The following is a 24,095-nucleotide window of genomic DNA, read 5'->3' as shown; positions in this document are numbered from 1 at the left end:
CGGTGGGGACGCCTGCGGTTTGTGGGTGGTGCGGGGCTGGGGCGGGGGGTGTCCGTCCTCGGTCCGCCGATCGGGTTTCCTACGGGGGTTCTGGTGTCTGACGGCGGCCGCTGCGGGCGGACACCCCCCGCCCCGTCCCCTTGCCGCCGTACGCGGCGCCGCTGCGGGCATGCGTGCCTCCCCCAGTGCCTTAAGGGCCTGGGAGGTACCCCCAGGGCGGCACGGGTGGGCTGGGGGTCCCCCCTCGGGGGGAGGCACCTCGTCGCGCCGAGTTGCGCACCGCCCCGCCCTCAGCCCCCACCGGGCGGAACCTCGCTGACGCCGAACTGCGCGCCGCCCCTGCTTCGGCGTTCAAATGCGCGCGACACAGTTGAGCGGCAGACCTACGGTGGCTCCATGACTGGCCACGCCGATATCGCCGTACGTCCCATCACCACCGATGAGATCGCCGACTGGTCCCGCGCTCTGAACACGGGATTCCTGCGCACCCCCGAGTCCTCCCCCGAGGAGGTCGCCGACCGGAGCTCGTACATCGAACCGCACCGCACGCTCGGGGCGTTCGACGACGGGCGGTGCGTGGCCACGTTCCGTTCGTTCGCCCAGGAGATCACGGCGGTCGGCGGGGCGGCGGTGCCCGCGGACGCCATCTCCAACGTGACGGTGACGGCCACGCACCGGCGGCGTGGCCTGCTCAGCCGGATGATGACGATGGACCTGGCGGCGGCCAAGGAGCGCGGTGACGTCGTCGCGACGCTGATCGCCGCCGAGTACCCGATCTACGGGCGGTTCGGGTTCGGGCCGGGCACCTGGGCCGCGCAGTGGACGGTCGACGTGAAGCGGACCGGGCTGGACCGGCGGTGGGCGGGGCCCGGGGACGGCGGACGGATCGACCTCGTGGAGCCCGAGTTCGTGCGCAAGGCCGGACCGGAGCTGTTCGAGCGGGTGCGGCGGGCGCAGCCGGGTGCCGTCGACCGCGGCGAGCGGTGGTGGCAGGTGCACACGGGCGCGCTGCGGCTGGTGCGCAGTCCCTGGAGCGAGCCGTTCTTCGCGGTGTACCGCTCGGCGCGCGGCGAGGTCGAGGGCATCGTGTCGTACCGGTCGGACGACAACTGGCAGGCGAAGCAGCCGCACAACACGGCGGACGTGGACTGGATGGCGGCCGCGAGCCCGGCGGCCGAGCGGGGTCTGTGGCACTACCTGTGCTCGATCGACTGGATCAGTCAGGTGAACTCGGGGTGGCGGGCCCCGGACGATCTGCTGCCGCTGCTGCTGCCGGACCCCCGGGCCGCGCGGATCACGACGCAGTCGGACTGGCTGTGGGTGCGGATCCTGGACGTCGTACGGGCGCTCGAGGCGCGTACGTACGCCGGTGAGGGCGAGTTGGTGCTGGAGGTGGCCGACGCCGCGGGGCTGGCCGGCGGGCGCTATCTGCTCCGGGCCTCCCCGGAGGGCGCGTCCTGTGCGGTGACGGCACGGGAGGCCGACCTGGTGCTGGACGTGGCCGAGCTGGGGGCGCTGTGGCTCGGGGACGAGTCGGCGGTGCGGCTCGCCGCGCTGGGCCGTGTCGGGGAACAGCGAGCGGGCGCCGCGCTGGTGGCCGACGCCCTGCTGCGCACGTCCAGGCGGGCGTGGTGCCCGGACGTGTTCTGACGGGTTTCCGCTCCCTCCGGCCGGTTGCTGGGTGACTTGTGCATCCGTAGCGAGCTGTTCAGTTGTGGCTGTGCGTCTTCTGTTGTGACGGTGCTGTTCAGTTGTGGCTGTGCGGGTTCAGTTGTGGCTGTGCGTCCGCCGGGCTCCCGGCTCCCCTCCGGAAGGGAGCCCGGCTGGGGCCAACCCCCTTGAAGTGGAACCAGGTGGTGGGAGTTGGTGACCAACTCCACTCTGGTTATCTCCACTTGGAGGCCGTCTCTAACCACCCGTGGGGGAGTCGTCGAGAGATGGCGGGAAGTCGTGGCCCTCGGTCCGGGCCGCCGCCGGACCGGGGGACGGCAGACGGCCGTGGTCGGCCTCACAGGGCGGGACCGGTCAGCAGCAGGGCGAGGACGACCGCGCCCACTGAGCTGACGGCGGGGTTCTTCGCCTTGATGCCGATGGTGAGCAGGAGCAGGCCGACGATGCCGGTGGGGCCGTACGTCGACTGGATGAGCTGTTCCATGGCGATGACGAGGACGGCGGACAGGAGGGCGAGGACGGGCACGGTGGTTCCCCCTTTCGGAAGGGAGGTAAAGCTTCCGCCAACTTGGTCGAGTTGGTGACCAACTCTGATTAAGTTGTCCCCACTTGGTCGATACTCATAAACAACTTCCAAGCAACTGCCCATAGATGGGTGCTAGTTGTAGCGTTTGGTCGTGGACCAGGAGAACGTGGCAGTGAACGGCAGCAGAAGGCTCACGCCCCAGGAGATAGCCGACACTCTGCGCGAGCGGATCCGGACCGGGGAGCTCAAGGCCGGGGACCGGCTGGCGACCCAGGCCGAGCTGTCCGAGGAGTTCGGGGTGGAGCGCGGCACGGTCCGCCAGGCCCTGCGCGCCCTCCAGGAGGACGGGCTGCTCAGCAACGTGAGCAAGGGCAGCCCCCCGCGCATCGCCGAGCCCGCCCCCGCGCAGCACGAGCCGCAGCCCACCATGGTCGCCCTGGCCCCGCGCCTGTCCGAGGCGTTCTCCGCCCGGCATGTGCGGATCGACGCCGCCTGTCTGACCGCCGAGACGCTGATGCTGGCCCTCGGTGAACCGCTGCGCCACATCCACGAGGGCCGGGTCCACCCCGAGTCGATCGACGTACGCCTGCTGCTGCCCTCCCGGAAGATCAACCTCGCCTTCCCGGTCCCGGTCGAGGGCCGCGGCGACGACGACGCCGTCCACCAGCGCTGGCTCGCCCAGCGCAACGCGCAGGGGCATGTCCTGCGGCACAACCTCCAGGCCCTGCGGTCCACCCATGGCATCGACGTCCGGGTCGCCTTCCGGGCCCTGCCCTTCACCCCGCCGACCAAGCTGTACCTGCTGAACGGCACCGAGGCCCTGTTCGCGTACTACATGGTCGCCCGCCGCGAGGAACAGGCCGACGGCGAGACCCTCGACATGTACGACGTGCTCGGCACCGAGTCGCTGCTGTTCTCCTTCGAAAAACGCGGCGGGCAGCTGGAGGAGGCGTTCGTGGAGCAGTCCCAGTTGTGGTTCAACGCCCTCTGGGAAACCATCACCACGGACCTGACACTCTCCTAGTGACTTCTGAGACTGAGCAGACTGGACGGACGCTCCCGGAGCAGGACCCCGGGCGGCTGCGGGATCTCGTCGGCCGTGCGCGGGTGGTGCTCTGGGACTTCGACGGCCCGATCTGCCGCCTGTTCGCCGGGCATTCGGCGCGGGAGGTGGCGGGCGATCTGGTGCGGTGGCTGGAGGGCAGAGGGCTCAAGGGCCTTCTGACGGAGGCCGAGAGGGACTCACTGGACCCGGTCGTGGTGATGCGGGCGGTGGACCGCCGCCACCCCGGCAGCGACCTCGTCACGGAGCTGGAGGAGCGCCTCACCCGGCACGAGGGGCGGGCCGCGCCGTCCGCGATGCCGACCGCCTACGCCGACCCGCTGATCCGCACCTGGACCGCCGTCGGCGTCCGGCTCGCCGTAGCCACCAACAACTCCCCGCGCGTGGTCCGCGACTACCTCGCCGGCCGCGGGCTCTCCGCCTGCTTCGCCCCGCACATCTACGGCCGCACCCAGGACCTCCACCTCCTCAAGCCCGACCCCCACTGCCTCAACCGCGCACTCAACGCCACCGGCGCTGCCCCCGCCGACGCCCTGATGATCGGCGACGCGACGACCGACTTCGAGGCCGCCCGGGAGGCGGGCGTACCGTTCCTCGGCTACGCGCGCAACGAACGCAAGGAGAAGGCCCTGCGAGCCGTCGGCGCGCAGTCGGTGGTCAGATCCCTGGAACCCGTCCTGACGGCGGTCCGCGCTCAGGCCTGAAGCATCAGCAGGGTGGCCAGGACGGCGGCCGGACAGGCTGTTGAAGGGATCCGGCGCGCGACTGGGCCGAGCATCGGTACGGTCGGGGGATGGGCGAGCAGCACGCGGCTCCGGACGGCGGCGGCAGGGAGTTCCAGCGGGTGTCCGACGAACTGCGGTCGAGGATGACCGACGGGACGTACCCGCTGCGGTCGTTCCTGCCCTCCCAGCGGGACCTCGCCGAGGAGTTCGAGGTCTCCCGGGACACCGTCCAGCGCGCGCTGCGCGACCTGGTCGACGAGGGCTGGATCGAGTCGCGGCAGGGCAGCGGTTCGCGAGTGATCAAGACCCAGCGCATACAGTCCTCGACGGCCAGGGCCACCCGCTCCCGCCGGGGCGTCACCCTCGGCCCGCTCATCAGCGAGGCGTTCGAGAAGCCCGAGGTGACGCTGGACGTCTTCACCCTGACCTCGGAGAGTCTGGATCCCCATCTGAGACTCCAGGTGGAACGCATCCGGGGCGGGTTCATCGCTCCGGAGCGCATCGGCCTGCGCCTGCTGCTGCCGTCCCCGGCGATCCCTCTGCCCTATCCCCGGGTGAAGGGCGACCCGGACGACCTCAGACTCCTCGAGCGGCTGCACACGATCACCGCGCGCCACACGGAGTCACTGCGCGGGGCGCTCCTGGACCTGGGCACCGAGGGCCTCGTGGATTCCGTGGACGTGCGGGTCCGGCGGGTGCCGCTGGCGCCGGCCTTCAAGCTCTACCTGTTCAACGGCGACGAGGCGCTGCACGGCCCGTACGAGTTCATCGAACGGCCGCTCGCCCTGGACGACGGCGTGGTCACCGCCCTGGACGTGCTCGGGCTCGGGGCCACCCTCACCCACCATGTGAAGGACGAGGACCGCGACTCACCGGGGTCCGTGTTCGTGGAGAGCATGCGGTCGTGGTTCGAATCGGTGTGGACATTCCTCGCTGACGAGGACTGACCTGCCCTGACGGCCGTAAGCGCCGAGAACGGCCCTGCGCTGCGCTAGCATGCCCGCACCGCGCACGCCACCGTGGTCGTCCGTACGGGCAGCGGTGGGATTTCGCGCAGGTTCGAACGAGCTCATGCCGGAGAGTGGCAGGCCACTCACATTGCCCACTCGACCCCGGCTCTGGTCGTCGGCTGTATCGGTTGAGCCTTACCTTTGCTCTACTTCGCCATCCTCATGACAGTCCCCGGAGCGGCCAGTGGACGAATGTCCTTTGCCCGTCGGTGTTCTCCAGGCGTTCGTCGAACGCGCCGGCACCGAAGGCAGGGAGCGCACCGGCCACCACCATCGCAATTTCGAGCTGTCCCTTCCGAAGGACCTCGCGCCCTGGGTGAGCCGGAGCCCGGGCATCAAGGTGACCGTGCGGCTGCGCCGCCCCGACGCCGCGCCCGGCGCGGCCAGGACCTGGCGGCGAGAGGCGGGGATTCTGCGGGCGGTGCGGCCGGTGCTGCCGGGCGTGCCGGAGTGCCTGGTGGAGGAGGACGGGGTCTCGGTCCTCGGCTTCGTGCGGGGCCACACCCTGGCCCGGCACTGCCCGGAGGGCAAGCCCGTCGACAGCCTGTTTGTCAGGGAGCTGGTGGGGACGCTCGCCGCGACGGCGCGGGTGCGCCGGGCCGCCGTTCCTCCGTTGCCGGCCCGGTGGCCCGCGAACCACACCGACGGCCGTGCGTTCCTCCAGACCCTGGTAGATCTCACCGAACAGCGCGTACTGCATCCCAACTGGCCCGTCTTCGGTGGCCTGTTCAAGGCGCTGGGTGTACCCGACGGCGCGCTGGGACTGCTGCGGGAGAGAGTTCCCGCCATGGCCCGGCGGCCCTACGGTCTCCTCCACGGCGACCTGCACCGGGGCAATGTGATCGTCCCGCACGACGACACCCCTGTCGTCCCCATCGACTGGGAACTGGCCACTTACGGCGATCACCTCTACGACCTGGCGGCACACCTGTGGCGCATGAAGTACCCGGCCGGGCAGTGGGACGAGGTGATCCATGCCTGGGCGGAAGCCATGGGGCAGAGCCGCCCGGCGGCCCTGAACGGTCTCGCGAGGGATCTCGGCCACTACGTCGACTTCGAGCGGGCGCGGTCCGGCTTCGTCGAGGTGATGCGGGCCGCCCGTTCCCTGGAGGAGACCTGCGACGAACCGGCCCTTGACCGGGCGGCGGAGGCGGTGGAACGGGCACTGGAGGCGGCCGTGGGGCCGCTGCGACTGGTGCGGTTGCCCGACCGGAGTGAGATCGGCCGCACACTGCGCCGCTGGAGCGCCTCGCGGGCGGGTGCCGACGGCTGGTCGTTCTCAAGCGTCGGCTGGGAGCCGGACGGCAGACTGGCGGAGCACCCCGACTTTCCGGGCGCCGCCGTGACTCAGGCCCTGCTCGCGGAGGGCGCGGTGCCGGCCCACCGGGTGTTCAAGGGAACAGCGCATCTCAGCACCGTGGTCCAGGTGACTGGTGTCGACTTCCCCGTCGTGGTGCGGCGCAAGGTGACCGACGCCGAGCGGCGCGAACCCCGCTACCTCAGTGAGCACGCCGTTCTGCGGGCTGTCGAGGAGTCCGGGGCCGACGTCGCCGTGCCCAGGGTGCTCGCCCTGGGCCGGTGCGGGCAGGGAGAGCTGTTCGCCGTCCACACCTACGCCGGACCGCTCGACCTGGACGGGCCGCCCGCCCACCCGGTGTACGGCCTGCTGCCGCACGAGGCGGACGGGCTCGTCGACCAGCTGTGCGAACTGGCCCGGGTCGACTGCAAGCGCATCGACCCCACGGCCGGTGAGGGCGGCTTTCACACCTGGCTGTGCGACCAGCTCGCCGTGCTGGTCGCGGGGCTGCCGGACGGAACCCGGCAACTGGCCCGGTGCCTCGGGCTGCCCGACGCGTCCCGGCTGCGGCAGATCCTGGCGTGCTACCAGGTCACGGCACGCAAACCCATGCTGCTGCACGGGGACCTCAACCCGTGGAACCTTGTGCGCGGCCCCGGCCACCGGGCGCTGACCATCATCGACTGGGAGATGGCTCTCGTGGGCGACCCGCTCCACGACCTGGTCCGGCACATGCATCTCACTCCGACGCGGCCGGAGATCCGGGACCGCATGTTCCGCCGCTGGTCGGAACGGATGCTGCCGGAGTACACCCGCGGCTGGGCCGAGGACTGGCGGGTCTATCGCCGACTGGAGACCGTGCGATCGGCGTATGTGGACCTGGACCGCCTGGTGAGCGGTTCGAGCCTGGACGTGCCCAACGTCCGGCGGGCTGTGGACGCCTATGCCATGACGCTCAGCACGGCCCTGGCCCATCTGGGCCTGCGCCGCCCCCCGGCCGCCGACTCACGGCTTGTCCGCGCACTGGCCTGAGAGGACCATGGGAGAAGCCGAACGGGGGGCGCGCGACCGGTGTCTGACACTGTGTCGGCCGCTGGTGCGGGAGGGGGATCGCATGTCCGGGCAGGGCGAGGGGGCGGCGAACAGGGGAGTGGTGTGGTGGCTGCGCCGCCGTCAGCAGCGGTTCGAGTCGCTGGCGACGCGTGTGCTGCTGATGGGGATCTTCGTCACCGGGCTGGTCGCGCAGTTCGTCGACCCGGTGGGCGACGCGCTGGAGGACAAGGCGTACCTCGGAGGAGCGCTGTTCAGCCTGGTCGCGTTCGTGTTGTACGACTCGGTGAAGGAGCTGACCGGTTACGTCCGCATGCCGGAGCGGACGCTGGTGAACTCCGACCGGCTCGGCGAACTGGTGAGGCGGGCGTTCCGGGCACGGGACGTGGAGATCAGCTTCTTCGGCTACACCGGAGAGACGCTGTTCAGCGAGCTGTACCACCGCCTGGAGGACCTCACCGACGATCCCGGTGCCACCCGTAGTGTCCGGGTGAGGATGCTCGTACCGGACTTCGCCCGGCCGATGCTGGTGCCGGCGAGGGTGGGTGAGCACAACGAACCGATCGACGATCCGACGTTCCGCAGTGGCCTGGAGGATCACTGCCGGGGCTACGACATGCGACTGTCACGTCTGGTCACGAGGCTGACCGAGAGGGGCCGGGTCACCGTCGAGTGCGAGTACCGGGTCTACGCCGGATATCCCTTGAACAAGGTCTGCATCTTCAACCGCAAGCAGGTGTTGAGCGGCCTGTACGACCTGTCGGTGCGCAGGCCGCATTCCCTGTCCGAGGCTCTCTACTACGACCCCAAGGGTTTTCGGACCGACCTCTACGTCTCCGTGGTCGGCGGGCGCCCCGTGCCGGACACCACCGGGGAGACATGGATCAGGACGTTCGACAGCCTCTGGGACCTGGCGTCGGTTCCGAGCTGGCGGCAGAGCGCGTCGGCCGGCTCCGCCGGAGCGGCCTCCTAGACCTCCAGCACCACCTTCCCCACCACCCCCCGCCCCTCGATCGCCGCGTGGGCGCGGTCGGCGTGGGCCAGGGGGAAGACCTCGCCGATCACCGGGCGCAGGCGGCGGGCGACCGCCTCGGTGTAGGCGAGGGTGGTGAGCCGGCGCAGGTCGGTGGGGGAGAACTGGACGTCCCGGATGCCGAAGAGGGTGATGCCGCGGCGCCCGGCCTCTTCGGGGTCGACCGGGGCGAAGTCGCCCGAGGGCGCGCCGTGGGCGGAGAAGCGGCCGCCGTCGGCGGTGAGGGCGAAGGCGGTGAGGCCGAGGTTGCCGCCGACGCCGTCGAGGACGACGTCCGCCGCGCCGCCGAGGGCTTCGCGGGCCCGGCCGGGCCAGTCGGGCGCGCCCGGGTCCACCACCGCGTGCGCGCCCAGCTCCCGCACCAGCGCCGCCTTGGCCTCCCCGCGGGCGAGCGCCACGACATGGGCGCCCCGGGCACGGGCCAGCTGGACGAGCAGCGTGCCCATGCCGCCGGACGCGCCCAGGATCAGCACCCGGTCCCCGGTCCCGAGCCCGACCCGCTCGGCGAGGCCGCCCGCGGTGACGCCGTCGTGGACGAGCGCGGCGGCCGGAAGCAGGTCGAGATCCTCCGGTACGACGGTCAGCGCGTCGGCCGCCGCCACCGCCAGTTCCGCGTAGCTGCCCGTGACGAACGCGCTGACCCGCCGCCCCAGCCAGACCTCTTCGACGTCGTCGCCCAGCGCGCGCACCACACCGGATACCCCGCCCCCGGGGACGTACGGCGGCCGGACGGGGAAGTAGTCCAGGCCCCAGCCGGACCGCAGCTGGGTCTCCAGGAAGATCGTGTCGGCGTAGGCGACCTCGATCAGCACCTCGCCGGGCCCGGGCACCGGGTCCTGCGCCCGCACCGGGACCAGGACCTCCGGACCGCCGAACTCCGTCACGTGCACCGCTCGCATGGCTTCCCCCAGGGGTGATCGACTGCCGTGCCCGCAGTCTTCGACCTCGAGCGGGGTTGAGGTCAAGGCCGGGTCCGGGGTGCGCCGGCTGGGCAGGGGGCGCTCTCGGAGCGTGCGGCCGCTGCCGGCGGTGTCAGGGACCGCTTCCGGTCCCTGCCGGGCGTTCCCGGAGCACGCGGCCGTTGCCGTTCCCCGGCCCACCGGACGGCCGACGGGCTGTCCGACGGGTAGGGCGACTCGCCGGTCGGCCTCAGGGGCCCAGCAGCGGGATCAACTGCTCCTCCTCGTAGGTGAGATGAGCCTCCAGCTCGGCCGTCAGCCGGTCCACCTCCGCGCGGGCGGAGTCCGTGTCGCCGGTGTCGACGGCGGCCCGCAGCTCCTCGATCAGCCCGGCGATCCGCTCGTGCTCCTCCTTGAGCCGGACCAGCGCCCCCTCCGCCTCGGGGCTGCGGGCCGCGACCATCGGGAAGAGGCCCAGGTCCTCGCCCGTGTGGTGGTTGTGCAGCCCGTGGCAGAAGGTCAGGCAGTTGACCCGGAGCTGGGCGCCGAGCAGGGGACCCTGCCGAGCCATCTCCTGCCTGAGCAGGCCGAGTTCACGGCGGAAGGCGTCATGGACGACCTTGATCGCCTCGGCGAGCGACCCGGCGTTGATGTTCGGCGGCCCGTCGCCCCCGATCTCGTGCAGGGCGACCACGGGGATCACCCGCCGGGTCTGCCTCTGGTACTCCGCCCAGCCCGGATCGGACTCGACGGCCCGGGCGAACGCGAGGTCGCGCTCCTCGCCGGTGAGGGGCACGGCCCGCGCCCGGTAGGTGAAAGCACCGCTCTCCACGGTCACTTCGGGATGCGCGAGCAGATTGTGGTACCAGGCGGGATGCCTCGGCGAACCACCCGCCGAGGCGATCACCAGTACCCGCTCGGCGCCGTCGGGGAGATAGCCGACGGGCGTGGTGTGCGGCCGCCCGCTGCGGGCGCCCTCGGTGGTCAGCAGCAGCAGCCGTCCGCCCTCGAAGGGCCCTCCGACCCGGCCCCGGTTGGCCCGGAACTCCTCGATGACACGCTGATTGAACGCGTTGAACTCGTCGAACTCGTTGGGCATGCGGTTTCGTCTTCTCCGTCTCTCATGTCTCGTCCTGGAACGTCCTGATGAGAAACGGGGCAGGCGGGCTCCTGGCCCGCCCGGGTGGCCTCACTCAGAGGCCGGGCACCCAACTCGCTCACGGCACAAGGCCGACCCGGCAGTCATACCGGCGACGCTAGCTGCGCTCCCCGGGACCGGCAAGGCCTTTTCCGGCGGTCGCGAGGAGCAGCTCGGTCACCCGGAGGAAGCCGTCCTCGCCGTGACCGCGGCCGATGACCCGGCGTGCCAGACCCTCCGTCGCGCGCATCACGCTCGCGTCGATGCCGTTCGCCTCCGAGGCGTGCACGATGTGGGACATCGTGGACACCCCCGAGGTGATCGGGTTGATCCGGCCGGAGTATGTGCCGTCCTCCACGTCCCCGGCCATCTCCTCGAACAGCGGCGGCAGGATGGCCGCGATGCCCTGCGCGAACGGGGCCAGCTCCCGCGGGGAGATCCCCTCCACACCGGCCATCGCCAGGGCGTGGGCGTACCCGGACATCGCCGTCCAGAAGACGTCCAGCAGCGCGAGGTCGTACGCCGCGGCCCGGCCGATCTCCTCCCCGACGTGCGTGTGGGTGCCGCCGAGCGCGCCCAGCAGGCCCCGCACGGACTCGTACAGCGCGACCGGGCCGGCGTGCAGGAACACCGCGTCGGCCGTCCCGATGCTCGGCGCCGGGGTCATGATCGCCCCGTCGAGATACCCGGCACCGCGGTCCGCCGCCCAGGCGCCCAGGTCCCGGGCCCGCGCGGCGGTGTCGGCACTGAGGTTGACGACCGTGCGGCCCTTGAGCGCGGGGGCGACCTCGTCGGAGCGCAGCACCGCGTCCACCGCGTCGTAGTTCACCAGGCACACCACGGCGACCTCGCTCGCCTCCACGGCCGCCCGCGCGGTAGGCGCCGAGCGCGCCCCGCGGGCGACCAGCTCGGTGTCCTTGCCGGGCGTACGGTTCCAGACGGTCGTACGCAGCCCGGAGTCCAGGAAGGCTCCGGCCAGCTCCCGGCCCATCGGGCCCAGGCCGATGACGGTGACGGCAGACTGGTCCTCGTACTCGGACATGATGCAACTCCTCAAGGAAAACGACAGAATTGACGGAACAAGTGAACAACTCACCAGAAAAGGGGCGAGGATGACGCGCGGCCGTGCGTACGACTCGAACGTCTGCGGAGTGACCGCCGCGATCTCGGTGATCGACGGCAAGTGGAAGACCGCGCTGCTGTGGCTGCTGGAATCCGGCCCGCAGCGCCCTGGCGAACTGCGCCGGCGGCTCCCGGGCCTCAGTGAGAAGGTGCTGACTCAGGCCCTGCGCGAGATGGAGGAGGACGGTCTGGTGCACCGTGAGGTGTACGACGTCCTGCCGCTGAAGACGGTGTACTCGCTGACCGCCTTCGGCCGTGAACTCTCCGAGGCCCTCGCCCCCCTCTCAGACTGGGGCCACCGCCGCCTGGAGCGACTCGCGGCCACGGCCTCCTGATCACCTGCGTCCAGCCTCGCGCGGCGGGCGGATGCTGCCAAGTACCCACAAAAAAGTGGGTACGGCGGCGCCCCTGTGGACACACTGGCCCCATGAATCCCGCTGATCCCGACCCCAAGGTCGCTCTCCGCTTCTATCTCCAGTCCGCCCGTGACGCGCTGCTGTGGAAGCTGGAGGGCTTGTCCGAGTACGACGCCCGCCGCCCCATGACGCCGACCGGCACGAACATCCTGGGCCTGGTCAAGCACGTGGCCGGGGTGGAACTCGGCTACCTCGGCGACACGTTCGGCAGGCCGTCCGGCGAGGCCCTGCCCTGGCTGGCGCAGGACGCCGAGACCAACGCGGACATGTGGGTCACGCCGGAGGAGTCGCGCGAGGACGTCGTCGGTCTGTACCGCCGGGCGTGGGCGCACGCGGACGCGACGATCGACGCGCTGCCGCTGGAGACCGTGGGCCGCGTGCCGTGGTGGCCGGACGGCCGGGACGAGGTGACGCTGCACCACGCCGTGGCCCGGGTCGTCGCCGACACCCAGCGGCACGCCGGGCACGCCGACATCCTGCGCGAGCTGATCGACGGCGCGGTCGGCATGAACGAGACGAACACCAGCGTCCCCTCGGACGACCCGCGCTGGTGGGAGGAGTACCGGGAGCGTCTGGAGAAGGCGGCGCGGGAGGCGGAGGGCCGGTACCGGTCGTAGCGTCGGCCGCTGTGCGGGATAACTCTTGCAAGCAGCGTGCTTGCAATTGTTAGCAGGTTGGGTGCACAGTGGAGCCATGGCATCGCTCAATGTCGGCAACCTCGGTGAGTACCTGCGGGAGCAGCGGCGCAGCGCGCAGCTGTCGCTCAGGCAGCTCGCGGAGGCCGCCGGGGTGTCGAACCCGTATCTGAGCCAGATCGAGCGCGGGCTGCGCAAGCCGAGCGCGGAGGTGCTCCAGCAGGTCGCCAAGGCACTGCGGATCTCCGCGGAGACGCTGTACGTCCGCGCCGGGATCCTGGACGCCGAGCGCGACCGGGACGACGTGGAGACGCGCGCCGTCATCCTCGCCGACCCCACGCTCGACGAGCGGCAGAAGCAGGTGCTGCTCCAGATCTACGAGTCGTTCCGCAAGGAGAACGGCACCTCGACGACCGAGCGGCACACCGGCGAGCACACCGATGTGCCCGCCGACGCCGTGGACGATGCCGACGGGGAGCCGCAGCAGACGGCCGGTTGACCGGACCAGGGGACCGGCCGCCGACTGCGGACCCACCAGACCCTCAGCCGAAAGCAGCAAGCGAGTCCGGGAGGACCCTCACCATGGCCATCACCGACGACCTGCGCAAGACCTTCAGCGACCCGACCCCGCTCTACTTCGCCGCCGGCACCGCCGATCTGGCCCTCCAGCAGGCGAAGAAGGTGCCGGGCCTGGTCGAGCAGCTGCGGTCCGAGGCCCCCGCGCGGATCGAGGCGGTGCGCAACACCGACACCCGGGCCGTGCAGGAGCGCGCCGCCACGCGCGCCAAGGAGGCACAGGCCAAGGCCCGTGAGGCGCAGGAGACCATCCAGGCCCGGGTCAACGAGTTCATCGGCGCCCTCGACGGCGACCTGAAGAAGCTCGGCAGCACGATCGACGCCGACCTGAAGCGGCTGGGCGAGTCCGCCCAGGACCTCGCGCTGCGCGGGGTGGGCGTGGCCGCCGAGTACGCGGTCAAGGCCCGCGAGACCTACGAGAAGGTCGCCGAGCACGGCGAGCAGACCGTCAGGGCCTGGCGCGGCGAGGCCGCCGAGGAGCTGGAGGACCTCGCGGTGGCGGTCGAGCCCGAGCCCGCTCCCAAGCCCCAGCCGGTCGCGGTCAAGGACGAGCCCGCAGCGCAGAAGCCCGCCGAGGCCAAGGCCGCCGCCCCGGCGAAGAAGGCTCCGGCGAAGAAGGCGCCCGCGCGCAAGACCGCGGCGAAGAAGGCGACCCCGCCGGCCGAATGAACGCCGGCCGGGGACGACGGACCGGGCACTTCCAGGGCGCCCGGTCCGTTGTTCGGGTAGCCGGGCCCCGCTTGCGGGTACGGTGATCGCGTGAGGACGAGCCGAATCGGAGGGTGGACATCATGCTGATGCAGGGTTTCGCGGGGTTCATGTCCCTGCTGAGTCTGGCTTTCACCCTGTTCAGCGGCTTCGCGCTGGTGGACGCGGCGGTGCGCCGCGAGGACGCCTATCGCGCCGCCGACAAGCAGACCAAGACGTTCTGGCTGGTGATCCTCGGGCTGGCGTTCGTCGTGAGCCTGATCTTCGGCATCCTGTCGTTCCTGCCGATCATCGGCCTCATCGGCACGATCGTGTACATGGTCGACGTCCGCCCGGCAGTCCGCCAGATCTCCGGACCCCGCAAAGGCGGCAGCAGCAGCGACGGCCCCTACGGCCCGTGGAACGGCGGCCGCTGACCAACGCCACCGGCTCTCCGGCTTGATCCCTGACGCCCCGACCGCCCCCGCCCCAGGGGCGCGGGGAACCGCGCACCCAGTCGTCCCGTGACGCCCCCGGGCGCAGATCCCCCAAAGGGGCGCGGGGAACGGCGCGACCAGCCCAAGACGACCCGCACTCCGCAAAACACCCCGGCAATCCCAGCTGCTCGGTGACGCCCCCGGGCCTCAAAGGGGCGCGGGGAACGGCGCGACCAGCCCAAGACGGCCCGCACCCGAACAACGCGCAGGGACCACCCACCCCCCACCTGGCCAACCGCCGGAGGCTACGGCACGCGGTCCAGCAGCAGCACAGCCACATCATCAGTGAGCTCCCCACCATTCAGCTCACGCACCTCATGCACTGCGGCCCGCAGCAACTCCTCCCCGCGCAACCCCTCCGCCAGCTGCCGCCGGACCATCTCGACCATCCCGTCCTGCCCGAGCCGCTCCAGCCCCGGCCCGACCCGGCCCTCGATCAGCCCGTCGGTGTAGAGCATCAGGCTCCACTCGGCCCCGAGCTCCACCTGCATACGCGGCCACCGCGCACCGGGCAGCAGCCCGAGGGCGGGGCCGTTGTTCTCGTACGGCAGCAGCCGGGCGGTACGGCCCGGCCGGGAGATCAGCGGGGCCGGGTGCCCGGCCAGGCACAGCCCGGCCCGGCGCCCGTCCGGCGCGATGTCCACCGTGCACAGCGTCGCGAAGATCTCCTCGTCGGACCGCTCGTGCTCCAGCACCTGCTGGAGCGTGCTCAGCAGCTGGTCCCCGCACAGCCCGGCCAGCGTCAGCGCCCGCCAGGCGATGCGCAGCTCCACCCCGAGGGCCGCCTCGTCGGGCCCGTGCCCGCAGACGTCGCCGATCATGGCGTGGACCGTGCCGTCCGGCGTGCGGACGACGTCGTAGAAGTCGCCGCCCAGCAGGGCTCGCGAACGGCCGGGCCGGTAGCGCGCGGCGAAGCGCAGCGAGGAGCCCTCCAGCAGCGGCGTGGGCAGCAGCCCGCGCTCCAGCCGCCGGTTCTCCTGGGCCCGCATCCGGCCCTCGGCGAGCCTGCGCTCGGCGGTGTCGGAACGCTTGCGTTCCACGGCGTAGCGGATCGCCCGGCTCAGCAGCCGGCCGTCCAGCTCGTCGCGGAAGAGGTAGTCCTGGGCACCGACCCGCACCGCCTGCGCGCCGCGCTCGGCGTCGCCGGACGCGGTGAGCGCGAGCACGGCGTGCCGGGGCGCGAGCCGGAGGACGTGCCGGAGCACGGCCAGCTCGTCGTCCGGCTCCTCGCCCGCGCGGCCGGGCGCCGTCAGCGCCAGGTCCAGCAGGATGCAGTGGACGTCGTCGGTGAGCAGCCGCTCGGCCTCGGTGAGATTGCGGGCCGTGCGGACGCGGATGGGCTGGCCGGAGGAGTCGATCAGGTCGGGCACGATCACCGAGCCGCCCGGATCGTCCTCTATCAGCAACAGCGTGAGGGGGGCGGCGGTGTCCTCCTTGGTGAGGCCGGCGGTGGACGCGGCCTGCGCCTGACCACTCTCCACGGCCGGGATCGCTCTCTGCCGCGGTACGGGTACGGGCATTTCCAGTGTTCCTTCCCTCCCCCCGAGGGCATGGCGGGGCGAAGGACCTCGACCCACCGTCGGGACCTTAGCGGGTGTCGCCGTCGCAGCGGAATGGTGTACGGCACGCGGTCCGCCGTCAGGTCGCTGTCATATGCCGCGTTCCGTACCGCAGTTGGGCGAGGTACCCGCCTCAGGGGGATGACGAACGTCACGTCCTCGCCCGGTTTGAGGCGGACTTGGCGTGCGCCAGGTCACGTGGTCCCCGTCACGAGGCGTGCGTCACGCGCCCGTACGGCCGCCGCGACGCGCTGTCGGCCCGCTCGAGTCCCACCCGGCACGGCCGTACAACCCGTTACGCATCGGGGCGAACCACCCCGAGTATCGGCATCGAGCCCGCGCCGGTGACCGTCACGTTCCGGCCGGGGCGCGGGGCGTGGACGATCTGCCCGTCGCCGATGTACATGCCGACATGGCTGGCATCGTCGTAGTAGATGATGAGATCGCCGGGCCGCATGTCCTCGACGGCGACCCGGGTCAGCTGGTCCCACTGGGCCTGCGAGGTGCGGGGGATGACGAGCCCGGCCTGCGCCCAGGCCTCGGAGGTGAGGCCGGAGCAGTCGTAGGAGTCGGGGCCCTCGGCGCCCCAGACGTACGGCTTGCCCTGTTGGGCGATGGCGAACTCGACCGCTCGCACGCCCTGTTCGGAGGCGCCCGCGGTGTTGCCGTCCAGGACGCCGGTGCCGAGCCAGTCGGTCTGGGCCCTGTGGGCGGCGGCCCGCTCCAGAGCGGCCAGGCGCTCCTTCTCCTCCTTCTCGAGCCGTGACTCGAGTTCCTCCGCCTCGGCGATCCGCTTCCTGATCTTCTTCTTGGCGGTGGCCTTCGCCTGGCGGTTGGCCTCCAGCCTGGACCACTGGGCGGAGGCGTCCCTGGCGTACTGCTCCAAGTCCTGCTGGGTCCGGGTCATTTCGCCGAGGAGGTGCTTGGTCGCGCGCTCGCCCTGGCGGATGCGACCGTGGCCGTCGAGGAAGTCGCCCGGGTCGTCGCTGAGGGCCAGCTGCGCCTCGGGCGGCAGCCCGCCGGTGCGGTACTGGGCGGCGGCGCCGCGGCCCGCGCGGTCCTTGAGGTCCGCCAGCTTCTCCCGGCCCGCGACGATCTTCTTGGCCAGCGAGACCAGTTCCGCGGACTGCTTGCGGGCCTTCTCCTCGGCGGCGTTGTACTGGTCGGTGGCGACGGCCGCGTCGTGGTAGAGCGTCTCCAGCCGCTGCCGTACCGCCTCAAGGTCCTTGTTGGTGGCCGGAGTCACGCGGGTGACGGAGGCCGGCGGTCCGGGTGCCGGGGTGGGGTCGGGTGCGGCGAACGCCGTGCCGGGCGCCGCCAGCACGGTGACCGCGCACACGACGGTCACGGCCGCTGTGATCAGCCCGCGCTTGCCCGTTCCCATACCTCTGCCCCCAGCTGATTAACCGTCAGTAACTTACGGTGCCTGGGGGATCGTGCCACGCCGACGCCCAGAACGACAGAGGCGGTACGACGGCGTACGTCCCCGGACACACTGGACGAGGGCTTCCATCCCCCTGAGCCGCCCGGTCATGGCGATCTCCCCGCCGATGTGACGAACGACTCCGTGCCATCGTTCCCGCACGTCACCCGGGAGGGGGACCCCACGCCCGAACAGTTCACCTGCCTGCCGTCGCGCCCTTACCCGCGCGGCGCCAAGGACTCCCAGCTCAGCGTCACTTCGCCGTGCCGCCAGCGCGCGGGCCCGTCCGTCACCGGCCAGTCGGCCGCGAGGTCCCGCACCGTGCGCAGCCAGCGCTGGCGCGCGCCGTAGGAGGCGTAGGGCGCGGCCGCGGCCCACGCGCGGTCGAAGTCGCGAAGGAAGGCGTGCACCGGCTCGCCGGGCACATTGCGGTGGATCAGGGCCTTCGGCAGCCGCTCGGCGAGGTCCGAGGGCCGCTCCAGGGAGCCGAGCCGGGTGGCGAAGGTGACCGTGCGCGGCCCCTCCGGGCCGAGGGCGACCCAAACGTGCCGGCGCCCGATCTCGTCGCAGGTCCCCTCCACGAGCAGCCCGCCGCGCGAGGCCCCGGCCGCCGGGGCGAGGCGGGCGCACAGCCGCTCCCAGACGGCCTCCACGGCTTCCTCGTCGTACTGGCGGAGCACGTTGGCGGCGCGGATGAGCAGCGGCCGCTGGGGGACGGGGATCTCGAACCCGCCGTGCCGGAAGGTCAGCCCCTCGCGTTCGTAGGGCCGGGCGGCCGCCACGCGCGCGGGTTCGATCTCGACGCCGACCACGCGCGCGCGGGGCGCGACCGTGCGCAGTCGGCCGAGCAGTTCGACGGCCGTCCAGGGGGCGGCGCCGTAGCCGAGGTCGACCGCCACGGGGTCGGCGGCCCGGCGCAGTTCGGCGCCGTGCGTGGCGGCGATCCAGCGGTCCATGCGGCGCAGCCGGTTGGGGTTGGTCGTCCCGCGCGTGACCGTGCCCACGACGGGGTTCCCCCCGCTCGAGCGGAGCCGAGCGTGGGGGAGGGGGGCACGGGGAGTCATGGATACGAGGGTATGCGGGCGGGGACGTGGTCCGGGGCGAGGCGAGGGCGCGCTCGGCGTCCGGAGGGGTGCCCCGGGGCGAGGCGGGTCGTGCTCGGCGTCCGCGAAGGGCCCGACGGCCGGGCGTGCCTCAGGGCGAGGCGGAGGCGCGCTCGGCGTCCGAAGAAGGTACCCGGCGGTCGGGGCGCGGCACGCGTTGCCCGGCCCCGGCGCGCGACGCGGCATAGTATCGAACGTTTGCGCGATTGCGCGTAATGATTCGGCAAAGACGTCCGGCGCGGAAATGGATCCGGGCCCTCCGTCGTTGACGCCCCTCGGAGGGCGCGAGCCCACCGTCCGGCATGCCCGCAGCAAGGAGGACCGCCCCGTGAGCCACTACGTCGGCAGGCTCGGGCGTCGTTCGGCGGCGGCCCCCTCACGGCTCAGGCTCGGGCACCGCCGCCCCCGGCGCGTGGCGATGCTCTCCGTGCACACCTCCCCGCTGCACCAGCCGGGCACCGGCGACGCGGGCGGCATGAACGTCTACATCGTCGAGCTCGCCCAGCGGCTCGCCGCCATCAACATCGAGGTCGAGATCTTCACCCGGGCCACCACCGCGGCCCTCGCGCCCACGGTGGAGATCGTCCCCGGCGTCACCGTCCGGCACGTCGACGCCGGACCCTACGAGGGCCTCGCCAAGGAGGACCTCCCTGCCCAGCTGTGCGCCTTCACGCACGGCGTGATGCAGGCCTGGGCGGGTCACCGGCCCGGCTACTACGACCTCGTCCACTCGCACTACTGGCTCTCCGGTCACGTCGGCTGGCTCGCCGCCCAGCGCTGGGGCGTGCCCCTGGTGCACGCCATGCACACCATGGCCAAGGTCAAGAACGCCAACCTGGCCGACGGCGACACCCCCGAGCCCGCCGCCCGCGTCATCGGCGAGACCCAGATCGTCGCCGCGGCGGACCGGCTCATCGCCAACACCGCCGAGGAGGCCGACGAACTCGTCCGGCACTACGCCGCCGACCCCGCGAAGGTCGCCGTCGTCCACCCCGGCGTCAACCTCGAACGCTTCCGCCCCGCCGACGGCCGGGCCGCCGCGCGCGCCCGTCTGGACCTGCCCCAGGACGCCCTGATCCCCCTCTTCGCGGGCCGCATCCAGCCCCTGAAGGCCCCCGACGTGCTGCTGCGCGCCGTCGCCGTCCTGCTGGACCAGCGCCCCGAGCTGCGCTCCCGGCTGCTGGTCCCGGTCGTCGGCGGACCGAGCGGCAGCGGGCTGGCCAAGCCCGAGGGCCTGCAGAAGCTCGCCGCGCGGCTCGGCATCGCGGACGTCGTACGGTTCTGCCCGCCGGTCGGCCAGGCCCAGCTGGCGGACTGGTTCCGCGCGGCCTCGGTGCTGGTCATGCCGTCGTACAGCGAATCCTTCGGGCTGGTCGCCATAGAGGCGCAGGCGGCGGGGACGCCGGTGCTCGCGGCCGCGGTCGGCGGACTGCCGGTGGCGGTGCGCGACGGCGAGACCGGCTTCCTGGTGCGCGGCCACGACCCGGCCGCCTACGCGCGCGTGCTGCGCGACTTCGCCGACACACCGCATCTGTCGGCGGCCATGGGCCAGGCCGCCGCCCGGCACGCCCGCTCCTTCGGCTGGGACACCTCGGCGGCTGCCACCGCCGAGGTCTACACGGCCGCCCTGCACGCCCACCGCCGTCGCGTACGCTCCCACCATGGGTGACGCAGAGAAGGCAGCGCGGACCGTCGAGGACGCCCTCGAGGACGCGGAAGTGGAGTGGGAGAGCCCCCGCCCCGGCCACTACGTCGTCAAGCTCCCCGGCACCCGCAAGCTCTCCACGACCGTCTCCCTGATCGTCGGCCGGCACTCGCTGTCCCTGAACGCCTTCGTCATCCGCCACCCCGACGAGAACGAGGCGGGCGTCCACCGCTGGCTCCTGGAGCGCAACCTCAAGCTCTACGGCATCGCCTACGCCGTCGACCCCCTCGGAGACGTCTACGTCACCGGCAAGACCGCCCTCGCCTCCGTCACCCCCGAGGAGATCGACCGTCTCCTCGGCCAGGTGCTGGAGGCCGCCGACGGCGGCTTCAACACCCTGCTCGAACTCGGCTTCGCGACCTCCATCCGGCGCGAGTACGCGTGGCGCGTCTCCCGCGGCGAGTCCACCCGCAACCTGGACGCGTTCGCCCACCTCACCCAGCGCCCGGAACGCCAGGCCCAGCTCCCCGAAGGCCAGGCCCAGCTCCCGGAACGCCAGGATCCGCCCGCGTAAATTCGTTGATCGTTCCGAGGGCCGGTCACGGTATCTTCCTCTCGCGGCGCGTCGAGCGTCTCTCCGCGCCGCCTCAGGGAGGGAACACATGCGCATATCCCCGCTTCGGCGTCTGGCCGCGCTGGCCACGACGCTGGGGCTCGCCTCGCTCGGCCTGCTCGGCACGGGCGCGGCACCCGCACAGGCAGCGATCCGCGACTGCCCGTCCGGCTACTTCTGTGCCTGGAAGTCGCAGGACGGTACGGGCACGATGTTCAAGACGAACGTCGACAAGGCCACGCTCGGCACCTGGGACAACTCGTTCCGCACGGTCGTGAACCACACCTCGCAGTACGTCTGCCTGCACGACGACCCGAACTACGCGGAGGCCGGCGGCGCCTACGTATGGGCCCCCGACCCCGCGGGCACCGAATGGGGCCACGCCTACGCCACCGCCAGCTCGGTGCGGTTCGTCCGCACCGAACGCGAGTGCCACTACCGGGCCTACCCGAGCTGGTACTCCGCGGCCACGCCCGAGGCGGCCGGCTTCGGCGACCTCAACGGCGACCTCAAGGCCGACGTCCTGGTCCGCGACAAGGCCGGCCGGCTGTGGTTCCTGCCCGGCAACCGCACCGGGAAGCTCATCGGTTCCGGCGGCTGGAACGCCATGAACGCCCTCACCCGGCACGGCGACTTCAGCCGCGACGGCCGCGAGGACCTCATCGCCCGCGAGGCCGCGACCGGCAAGCTCTGGCTCTACCCGGGCACCGGCACCGGCACCTTCGGCAGCCGTCGGCTGATCGGCTCCGGCGGCTGGAACTCCATGAGCCGCATCCACGCCTTCGGCGACCTGACCGGCGACAGCCGCTCCGACCTGATCGCGGTCGAGAAGGCCACGGGCAAGCTGTGGCTGTACCCGGGCACCTCCACCGGCACCCTCGGCGCCCGCAGGCTCATCGGCTCCGGCGGCTGGAACTCCATGAACGCCCTCGTCGCCGTCGGGGACGTCAACGGCGACGCCCGCCCCGACCTCTACGCCCGCGAGGCCGCGACCGGCAAGCTCTGGCTCTACCCGGGCCGCACCGCCGCCCTCGGCGCGCGCACCCTGGTCGGCTCCACCGGCTGGAAGGTCGTCTCCGAGTTCGTCGGCGTCGGCGACGTCACCGGCGACGCCCGCGCCGACCTCGTCACCACCAGCACCTCCGGCTACATCGGAGAGACCTGCCGAGGCGTCGGCTGCCAGATCACCCGCCCGGGCCGCGGCGACGGCACCCTCGACCCCGGCGAGGTCTCCGACCCGTACTGGTTCGGCCTGAACGGCACGTTCTGACCCCGAGACCGGGTCACCTTCACCGGAGCGGGCCTTCCGCACCAGCGGGGGCCCGCTCAGGCGGGTGTGGACTCTCCGCCGCCGTGCCGGGCCGCTGACACTCAGGCATCCGGCGCCACGGCCGTCAGTACCGCCAGCATTTCCTTATGGCGTCGTATACTGGCTGATTTTCCGTACATGTACAGGAAGGGCCATTGCGGGCCGGTGTAATGGGCCGGGGTGAGGCCGACCATCTTGCTGAGGCCGCTGGCCATGGTGAGAGCCGAGATCGCCAGCCCGGCAAGTCCCAAGGCATTGGCAGGATCGACGGCGGTCGACGCCACGGTCACAGCGAGACCGCCGGCACTCATGGAGGTGGCCGCCGGATGGCTGATCCATTCCTTCACCCCGACCGGGAATTCGCCGTCCATGACCTGCTTCCTGATCTTTTCGACGATGATGCCGTCTACCTTCTGCAGCCCTCTTTCCTCGATGTCGTCCCGTACGGTTCTGAGCCATTTAACCAGGTCGGAACGACCACTGCTCCCCATGAATTGATTCAGATTCTGCGGCCCGCCCCTGAAGTCCATCCGCCGCAGCATGTCCAGCACCTGGAGCGTGGTCTCCTCCAGGCGGCGCTGTGAAGCGGCGGAGCGTTTGGAGGGCTCAGCCGCATTCTGTCCCGACGGCTGGAAGCCGCCCAGCGTCCTTTCGGCCAGCCGGGCGCTTCCCAAAGTCTTGGCGAACACCCTGTCCGCCGGGCTCATGAGAAACGTGATGCTGTCCTGATGGGCGAATCTGGCGGCCTGCCCGTGGTTGTAGGCGTCGCGGAGCACGCTGATCGCGGCCATTCGCGGATCACCCGCAAATCTCCTGGCCGTCTCCAGGGTGCCAAGAGGTATTTTCCGATGGGCATCGTTCCTCGCGATGATGCGATCCCATTTCTGGATCTGATCGGGATGCTCGTCCACATACCGCGTGGCCCAGTCGCGACCTTCCTCCGGTGGCGCCAGCAGCACCCTCCTGTCCAGCGGATCGCTCGCCGCGTCCTCGACGCAGATCGACTTGATGACCCCGTCGATCTCATCGTTCCACTGGGCACCGCCCCACGGATGCCGATCCCGGAGCGGCCGGGACAGCAGCCAGTCCTCTCGCGCAACTACCCTGATGTTGCCCTTCTCCAGATACTTGATGAACTCCTTGGGCGTGATCGAGCACCGAGGGTCTTTCAGGAGGGCGCTCGAGGGACCCCAAAGATAGAGGGGATCACTCGAAGCGACCATGCAACGCAGGTCCTTGTAGCCTTTGATCTCGTATTCATTGATATGACAGAAGGTCGGAAGAACGGGAGAATCACTCACTGCCCGCCCCCTTCTTCGTCGATCACGATCCGCCTGAAGGCATCGGGGTTCTCCGGGTCGTACGGCCCGTCGGTGACAGCGAAAATAAACAATTCCGCTTCCCCGTCGTTCCTCACGGCATGAGAGACGGACGGAGGGACAGCAACCGCCACCGCCCCGGGCCCAGGAAAGGTCCGCCGACTTCTCTCCGATCCCGGACCGGAGTCCCAGTGCAGCGACCATCGATCCCTGGCGACGATGACGAGCAGTTCGTTGCGCGCCAGATGGTAATGATTCCCGCGAACGTGATGCGGCCGGAGCGATGTGACGTGTATGTCCTCGGCAGAGCTCAGGGACCGCAACAACTCACCACCCACCGAGAAACTGTTCCCTCGCTCATCCCCTCGGTCCGGCATCTCGCTGATGATCAAGAGAGAGTCGCTCCGCATCGACGCGTTCACCTTCCGGGAAATCCCACTCCGAGCCGCCCTGCCCACCGGACCAGGCCGCGGGCCGGCCGGACCAGTGACCAGGCTAGGAGTTCGGCCGGATGCTCGTTGCAGAAGGCGCCAAGTCGGCGACCAGAGGAGCCCGTTCTCACCAGCCCAAGCGTCCCGGGCAGGCCGCACACCAGTCCCACGAGAGCGGCATCCGCGCCCCGCCGGACCTACGCGTCGGCGGCGCCGACGACACCGAAGGGCCGGTGGCGCACCGGGTCACCGCCGCGAGCCCGTGGACACTTCGATGCCCGCTAAATCTCGTTGAGCCCGCACCTTGCATTCGTGTTGGCTAGCGGCACCGAACTGTCCGTACCGCAG

Annotated in this window: 23 protein-coding genes; 14 read left to right on the top strand and 9 right to left on the bottom strand. The window is 71.4% G+C overall.

Annotated elements, in window-relative coordinates; genetic code table 11:
- Positions 1-396: 396 nt before the first annotated feature.
- Positions 397-1,650, top strand: a complete 1,254-nt coding sequence (locus tag ACZ6SQ_RS26490; protein WP_469566258.1) for a GNAT family N-acetyltransferase — start codon at positions 397-399, stop codon at positions 1,648-1,650.
- A gap of 358 nt (positions 1,651-2,008) precedes the next feature.
- On the opposite strand, the gene ACZ6SQ_RS26485 is transcribed toward ACZ6SQ_RS26490, so the two are convergent.
- Positions 2,009-2,197: a hypothetical protein gene (locus ACZ6SQ_RS26485; protein ID WP_386377796.1), complete on the bottom strand. Its 189-nt coding sequence runs from the start codon at positions 2,195-2,197 to the stop codon at positions 2,009-2,011.
- A 145-nt stretch (positions 2,198-2,342) separates the two neighbouring features.
- Between ACZ6SQ_RS26485 and ACZ6SQ_RS26480 the strand changes: the two genes are divergently transcribed.
- The 5 genes from ACZ6SQ_RS26480 to ACZ6SQ_RS26460 all read left to right on the top strand — a co-directional run bounded on the left by ACZ6SQ_RS26480 (position 2,343) and on the right by ACZ6SQ_RS26460 (position 8,315).
- Positions 2,343-3,221 (top strand): GntR family transcriptional regulator, encoded by an 879-nt coding sequence (locus ACZ6SQ_RS26480; protein ID WP_389327918.1) that lies wholly within the window; start codon positions 2,343-2,345, stop codon positions 3,219-3,221.
- Positions 3,221-3,964, top strand: a complete 744-nt coding sequence (locus ACZ6SQ_RS26475) for an HAD family hydrolase (protein WP_469566256.1) — start codon at positions 3,221-3,223, stop codon at positions 3,962-3,964. The genes ACZ6SQ_RS26480 and ACZ6SQ_RS26475 overlap by 1 nt, the downstream gene beginning before the upstream one ends.
- Positions 3,965-4,053: 89 nt before the next feature.
- On the top strand, positions 4,054-4,932 hold the full coding sequence (locus ACZ6SQ_RS26470; RefSeq protein ID WP_469566254.1) for a winged helix-turn-helix domain-containing protein: 879 nt from the start codon (positions 4,054-4,056) through the stop codon (positions 4,930-4,932).
- A gap of 262 nt (positions 4,933-5,194) precedes the next feature.
- On the top strand, positions 5,195-7,324 hold the full coding sequence (locus ACZ6SQ_RS26465) for a phosphotransferase (protein ID WP_469566252.1): 2,130 nt from the start codon (positions 5,195-5,197) through the stop codon (positions 7,322-7,324).
- 82 nt (positions 7,325-7,406) lie between these two features.
- Positions 7,407-8,315, top strand: coding sequence for a hypothetical protein (locus tag ACZ6SQ_RS26460; RefSeq protein WP_469566250.1), 909 nt, complete (start codon positions 7,407-7,409; stop codon positions 8,313-8,315).
- Here ACZ6SQ_RS26460 and ACZ6SQ_RS26455 read toward each other — a convergent pair.
- The 3 genes from ACZ6SQ_RS26455 to ACZ6SQ_RS26445 all read right to left on the bottom strand — a co-directional run bounded on the left by ACZ6SQ_RS26455 (position 8,312) and on the right by ACZ6SQ_RS26445 (position 11,454).
- Positions 8,312-9,274 (bottom strand): zinc-binding dehydrogenase, encoded by a 963-nt coding sequence (locus ACZ6SQ_RS26455; protein ID WP_469566248.1) that lies wholly within the window; start codon positions 9,272-9,274, stop codon positions 8,312-8,314. The genes ACZ6SQ_RS26460 and ACZ6SQ_RS26455 overlap by 4 nt on opposite strands.
- A 250-nt stretch (positions 9,275-9,524) precedes the next feature.
- The gene (locus ACZ6SQ_RS26450; RefSeq protein WP_469566246.1) at positions 9,525-10,373 is read right to left on the bottom strand and encodes a nitroreductase/quinone reductase family protein; all 849 of its coding nucleotides are present in this window, start codon (positions 10,371-10,373) and stop codon (positions 9,525-9,527) included.
- Positions 10,374-10,530: 157 nt separating this feature from the next.
- On the bottom strand, positions 10,531-11,454 hold the full coding sequence (locus tag ACZ6SQ_RS26445) for an NAD(P)-dependent oxidoreductase (RefSeq protein WP_469566244.1): 924 nt from the start codon (positions 11,452-11,454) through the stop codon (positions 10,531-10,533).
- Positions 11,455-11,524: 70 nt separating this feature from the next.
- On the opposite strand from ACZ6SQ_RS26445, the gene ACZ6SQ_RS26440 reads away from it, so the two are divergent.
- The 5 genes from ACZ6SQ_RS26440 (at position 11,525) to ACZ6SQ_RS26420 (ending at position 14,285) form a co-directional block, all read left to right on the top strand.
- Complete coding sequence (locus tag ACZ6SQ_RS26440; protein ID WP_469566243.1) at positions 11,525-11,869, top strand: winged helix-turn-helix transcriptional regulator; 345 nt, start codon at positions 11,525-11,527, stop codon at positions 11,867-11,869.
- A 92-nt stretch (positions 11,870-11,961) separates the two neighbouring features.
- A complete protein-coding gene (locus ACZ6SQ_RS26435; RefSeq protein WP_469566241.1) occupies positions 11,962-12,567 on the top strand; it encodes a DinB family protein in 606 nt (201 codons plus the stop codon).
- Positions 12,568-12,643: 76 nt separating this feature from the next.
- Positions 12,644-13,084, top strand: coding sequence for a helix-turn-helix domain-containing protein (locus ACZ6SQ_RS26430; RefSeq protein ID WP_469566239.1), 441 nt, complete (start codon positions 12,644-12,646; stop codon positions 13,082-13,084).
- An 83-nt stretch (positions 13,085-13,167) separates the two neighbouring features.
- On the top strand, positions 13,168-13,830 hold the full coding sequence (locus ACZ6SQ_RS26425; RefSeq protein ID WP_469566238.1) for a hypothetical protein: 663 nt from the start codon (positions 13,168-13,170) through the stop codon (positions 13,828-13,830).
- 122 nt (positions 13,831-13,952) lie between these two features.
- Positions 13,953-14,285, top strand: a complete 333-nt coding sequence (locus ACZ6SQ_RS26420; RefSeq protein ID WP_469566236.1) for a DUF2516 family protein — start codon at positions 13,953-13,955, stop codon at positions 14,283-14,285.
- 305 nt (positions 14,286-14,590) lie between these two features.
- Here the strand turns inward: ACZ6SQ_RS26420 and ACZ6SQ_RS26415 are convergent, their stop codons facing one another.
- The 3 genes from ACZ6SQ_RS26415 to ACZ6SQ_RS26405 all read right to left on the bottom strand — a co-directional run bounded on the left by ACZ6SQ_RS26415 (position 14,591) and on the right by ACZ6SQ_RS26405 (position 18,391).
- Complete coding sequence (locus tag ACZ6SQ_RS26415) at positions 14,591-15,865, bottom strand: PP2C family protein-serine/threonine phosphatase (RefSeq protein WP_386377778.1); 1,275 nt, start codon at positions 15,863-15,865, stop codon at positions 14,591-14,593.
- Positions 15,866-16,199: 334 nt separating this feature from the next.
- Positions 16,200-17,288 (bottom strand): C40 family peptidase, encoded by a 1,089-nt coding sequence (locus ACZ6SQ_RS26410; RefSeq protein ID WP_469566234.1) that lies wholly within the window; start codon positions 17,286-17,288, stop codon positions 16,200-16,202.
- A 257-nt stretch (positions 17,289-17,545) separates the two neighbouring features.
- Positions 17,546-18,391 (bottom strand): class I SAM-dependent methyltransferase, encoded by an 846-nt coding sequence (locus ACZ6SQ_RS26405; protein WP_469566232.1) that lies wholly within the window; start codon positions 18,389-18,391, stop codon positions 17,546-17,548.
- A gap of 367 nt (positions 18,392-18,758) precedes the next feature.
- On the opposite strand from ACZ6SQ_RS26405, the gene mshA reads away from it, so the two are divergent.
- The 3 genes from mshA (at position 18,759) to ACZ6SQ_RS26390 (ending at position 21,958) form a co-directional block, all read left to right on the top strand.
- Positions 18,759-20,099: a D-inositol-3-phosphate glycosyltransferase gene (gene mshA / locus ACZ6SQ_RS26400; protein ID WP_469566230.1), complete on the top strand. Its 1,341-nt coding sequence runs from the start codon at positions 18,759-18,761 to the stop codon at positions 20,097-20,099.
- Positions 20,092-20,649 (top strand): type III secretion system chaperone family protein, encoded by a 558-nt coding sequence (locus tag ACZ6SQ_RS26395; protein WP_469566228.1) that lies wholly within the window; start codon positions 20,092-20,094, stop codon positions 20,647-20,649. The genes mshA and ACZ6SQ_RS26395 overlap by 8 nt, the downstream gene beginning before the upstream one ends.
- Before the next feature lie 88 nt (positions 20,650-20,737).
- On the top strand, positions 20,738-21,958 hold the full coding sequence (locus ACZ6SQ_RS26390; RefSeq protein ID WP_469566226.1) for an FG-GAP-like repeat-containing protein: 1,221 nt from the start codon (positions 20,738-20,740) through the stop codon (positions 21,956-21,958).
- Positions 21,959-22,059: 101 nt separating this feature from the next.
- Here ACZ6SQ_RS26390 and ACZ6SQ_RS26385 read toward each other — a convergent pair whose 3' ends face one another.
- Together ACZ6SQ_RS26385 and ACZ6SQ_RS26380 are read right to left on the bottom strand one after the other, a co-directional pair.
- Positions 22,060-23,298, bottom strand: coding sequence for a hypothetical protein (locus tag ACZ6SQ_RS26385; RefSeq protein ID WP_469566224.1), 1,239 nt, complete (start codon positions 23,296-23,298; stop codon positions 22,060-22,062).
- Positions 23,295-23,693 (bottom strand): polysaccharide biosynthesis C-terminal domain-containing protein, encoded by a 399-nt coding sequence (locus ACZ6SQ_RS26380; protein ID WP_469566265.1) that lies wholly within the window; start codon positions 23,691-23,693, stop codon positions 23,295-23,297. Before ACZ6SQ_RS26380 ends, ACZ6SQ_RS26385 begins: the two co-directional genes overlap by 4 nt.
- Positions 23,694-24,095: the final 402 nt, after the last annotated feature.

This window comes from Streptomyces sp. NPDC048600 (assembly GCF_055587025.1).
The sequence above is the reverse complement of the archived record's forward strand: the minus strand, read 5'-3'. Positions and strand labels throughout refer to the sequence as shown.